Here is a 2,730-nt window from a genome sequence, read left to right on the forward strand (position 1 = left end):
CGCCGGGGCCGGGGGTCGCGGCGCGGCCTTCTTGGCCTTCGCCTCAGGCGCTGCCCCGGGGAACGCGTCTTTCAGTTTGCGGACGACGGGCGCCTCGATGGTGGAGGACGCGGAGCGGACGAACTCGCCCATCTCCGTGAGCTTGGCCAGAACGACCTTGCTCTCTACGCCGAACTCTTTGGCGAGCTCGTAGACCCGGACCTTGGCCACTGTTCTCCTTCTGGTCCGGGCGGGGTGCCACAGACCGTTAGCTAGGGGTGGTGCTCATCGCTGGGTGCTCATCGAGCGCTCATCGCTAAACCCGCTTCCGACATGGCTGACCGTGCGTTGTCACGTGCTGTCTCGCTGAAGCTGCTCACCGAGGAAGGCCTGAAGACCTTCGGTGTCGAGCGGTCCCTGGACCCGGAAGGCCCGTGGGAACGCCCGGCGGCGCAGGGCGAGGGTAAGACACTCGGTCCGCGGATGCAGATGCGCACCACGTCCCGGCAGCCGGCCGCGAGGATCAGGGACGCATTCGCCCTCGACCACCACGACCCGCAGCAGGTCTGCCTTGGGGGCCTGCTCCCGACACCCCACGCACGTGCGTGTGGGCATGCCGGAACCCGGTTCCGTGCGGCTGACCACCGTCAGTCTATCCCTATTGACCGGGCGAGTCGGCCGCAGCCGCGGCCGCCGGGGCTTCTCCGGGTCCGACCTCGGTGCGCGTGGAGGTCTCGTGCTCCTCGCTCGTTCCTCGCTGCGTCGCGTCGACCTCGGTGTCCGGCCGGATGTCGATCCGCCAGCCGGTCAGCCGCGCCGCGAGCCGCGCGTTCTGCCCTTCCTTGCCGATCGCCAGCGAGAGTTGGTAGTCCGGCACGATCACCCGGGCCGCCCGGGCGGCCAGGTCGACGATGTCCACGCGAGTCACCCGCGCCGGTGAGAGCGCGTGCGCGACGAGCTCCGCGGGGTCGTCGGACCAGTCGACGATGTCGATCTTCTCGCCGTGCAGCTCGTTCATGATGTTGCGTACCCGGGCACCCATCGGGCCGATGCAAGAGCCCTTGGCGTTCACCCCGGGCTTGGTCGTACGGACCGCGATCTTGGTCCGGTGGCCCGCCTCGCGGGCGATGCCGGCGATCTCGACCGTGCCGTCGGCGATCTCCGGGACCTCGAGGGCGAACAGCCGACGGACCAGATTCGGGTGGGTGCGCGAGAGCGTCACCGACGGTCCGCGCATGCCCTTCTTGACCCCGACCACGTAGCACTTGATGCGGGCGCCGTGCTCGTACTTCTCCCCCGGCACCTGCTCCTGCGGGGGCAGGATCGCCTCCACCTTGCCCAGGTCGATCAGCACGGCCCGGGGGTCCCGGCCCTGCTGGATGACCCCGGAGACGATGTCGCCCTCCCGGCCCAGGTACTCGCCGTAGGTGACCTCGTCCTCCGCGTCGCGCAGCCGCTGCAGGATGACCTGCTTCGCCGTGGTGGCGGCGATCCGGCCGAACCCGGTCGGGGTGTCGTCGTACTCGTTGAGGAGGTTGCCCTCCGGCCCCATCTCCTGGGCGTGCACCACGACGTGGCCCGACTGGCGGTCCAGCGAGACCCGGGCGTTGGGCTGCGAGCCCTCGGTGCGGTGATAGGCGATCAGCAGGGCGGCCTCGATGGCCTCGACGAGCAGGGAGAACGAAATCTCCTTCTCGCGTTCAAGCGAGCGCAGAGCGCTCATGTCGATGTCCATCAGTCCTCCTCTCCCTGCAAACTCTGTACTTCGTCGGCGATCTCGCGCTCTTCTTCTGGTGTGGGAGCTTCGGCGGGGTCGACCCGGCTGAACTCCACTTCGATCCGGGCCCGCCGTACCTCCGAGTAGCGCACCAGGCCGCCATCGAGGTCAGCGGCGTCCTCCCCGGCGGTCCGGACCCGCGCGGTCCGCGTGCTCCCGTCCGCCAGGTCGACCTTGACCAGCCGGCCCACGGCCCGGCGCCAGTGTCGGGGCTCGGTCAGCGGCCGGTCCGTGCCTGGGCTGGTGACCTCCAGCACGTAGGGCTGACCGCCCATCACATCCGAGGTGTCCAGCGCTTCCGCGACTACGTGGCTGAGATCGGCCACCCCGTCCAGGTCGATGCCGCCGTCGCGGTCCACCACCACCCGCAGCACCCGGCGACGTCCGGCGGGGGTGACCTCGACGGTCTCCAGATCGGCGCCGGCCTCGGTCACGACGGGCGTGAGCAGACGCTGCAGCCGATCGGGAAGTGCGTCCGCGGCGACCATCGCCATGACCTCCCATCACCTTCAGTTTTCTTCGGCGCGCCCGGCAGTTTCGCCACGGCGGGGCCTGTCTCGTGCGTGCAAACCCTAGTGCCCCCGGCGGTTGGGGTAGCTTCGCCAGGTGCCGACCGTTCCGCCGCCCAGCCGCCGCTCCGTCCTGCAGTTGGCCGGGGTCACCGCCCTCACTGTCCTCGCCGGTTGCACCGGGGGCGACGACGGGCCGGACACACCGGGCGCGAAGGGCAATGAGCCGGACCCGGACCTGGCGCTGCTGGCCCGGGCCATCGGCGACAAGCAGGACCTGCTGGCCGCCTACGAGGCCACGACGACCCGGCACCCCCAGCTGAGCGCGCGGCTGGGGCCGCTGCGCGAGGACCACGCCGCGCACCTGGCCGCCCTGACCGGACTGCGTTCCGACCTGCCCGCCCCCGAGGCGTCCGCGTCCGCTTCACCGACCGGGCGGACGGTCGCGGCGGACCGGAACCAGGG

Annotated in this window: 4 protein-coding genes and 1 pseudogene; 1 reads left to right on the forward strand and 4 read right to left on the reverse strand. The window is 70.8% G+C overall.

Annotation, left to right across the window (positions count from 1 at the left end; genetic code table 11):
- The 4 genes from H0X00_RS23230 to rimP all read right to left on the reverse strand — a co-directional run.
- On the reverse strand, positions 1–210 hold a 210-nt coding region (locus tag H0X00_RS23230), incomplete at its 3' end, for a translation initiation factor IF-2 N-terminal domain-containing protein (RefSeq protein ID WP_293775189.1).
- A 120-nt stretch (positions 211–330) separates the two neighbouring features.
- Complete coding sequence (locus H0X00_RS23235; RefSeq protein WP_293775191.1) at positions 331–594, reverse strand: YlxR family protein; 264 nt, start codon at positions 592–594, stop codon at positions 331–333.
- A 43-nt stretch (positions 595–637) separates the two neighbouring features.
- Positions 638–1,714 (reverse strand): transcription termination factor NusA, encoded by a 1,077-nt coding sequence (gene nusA / locus H0X00_RS23240; RefSeq protein ID WP_293775193.1) that lies wholly within the window; start codon positions 1,712–1,714, stop codon positions 638–640.
- Positions 1,714–2,250, reverse strand: coding sequence for a ribosome maturation factor RimP (gene rimP / locus H0X00_RS23245; RefSeq protein WP_293775194.1), 537 nt, complete (start codon positions 2,248–2,250; stop codon positions 1,714–1,716). Before rimP ends, nusA begins: the two co-directional genes overlap by 1 nt.
- 112 nt (positions 2,251–2,362) lie before the next feature.
- Between rimP and H0X00_RS23250 the strand changes: the two are divergent.
- Positions 2,363–2,730, forward strand: a pseudogene (locus H0X00_RS23250) (hypothetical protein); the annotation flags it as partial.

Origin of the sequence: Sporichthya sp. (assembly GCF_013815995.1) — a bacterium.
In the GTDB taxonomy this organism is placed as follows: domain Bacteria; phylum Actinomycetota; class Actinomycetes; order Sporichthyales; family Sporichthyaceae; genus Sporichthya.

What these genes read in the sequence shown, in the direction of transcription:
- H0X00_RS23235 (WP_293775191.1), bottom strand. Translation starts at nt 594, where the DNA reads ATGCCCACACGCACGTGCGTGGGGTGTCGGGAGCAGGCCCCCAAGGCA.
- nusA (WP_293775193.1), bottom strand. Translation starts at nt 1,714, where the DNA reads ATGGACATCGACATGAGCGCTCTGCGCTCGCTTGAACGCGAGAAGGAG.
- rimP (WP_293775194.1), bottom strand. Translation starts at nt 2,250, where the DNA reads ATGGCGATGGTCGCCGCGGACGCACTTCCCGATCGGCTGCAGCGTCTG.